We start from the raw sequence: 344 nt of genomic DNA on the forward strand, positions 1-344 counted from the left end.
CAGAAAACAGTCTGGGGGACTGTTTTCCCGTCGAATGGGCATGACCAGTTTGCCAACGGCCAACGCTTCCGGGTTCTCAACATGGTCGACGACATCACCCGGGAATGCATCGCGGCGATCCCGGACACTTCGATATCCGGACGGCGCGTCGCACGAGAGCTATCGGCCCTGATCGAGCGTCGAGGGAAGCCTGGAATGATTGTCTCAGACAACGGCACCGAACTGACCTCGAACGCCATCCTGCGGTGGTGTTCCGAGCATGGGATCGAGTGGCACTACATCGCGCCTGGAAAGCCGATGCATCGAGCCATGTGTCCGCCACCGGTCCGAGGACCATGGCGAGG

1 protein-coding gene is annotated in these 344 nt (G+C 60.8%); it reads left to right on the top strand.

Annotated features, from left to right (window positions below; genetic code table 11):
• The coding region (locus DKT70_RS17710; protein WP_146612705.1) for a DDE-type integrase/transposase/recombinase at positions 1 to 344 on the top strand (344 nt) is incomplete at both ends.

Origin of the sequence: Paracoccus sediminilitoris (assembly GCF_003259195.1) — a bacterium.
Classification (GTDB): Bacteria; Pseudomonadota; Alphaproteobacteria; order Rhodobacterales; family Rhodobacteraceae; genus Paracoccus; species Paracoccus sediminilitoris.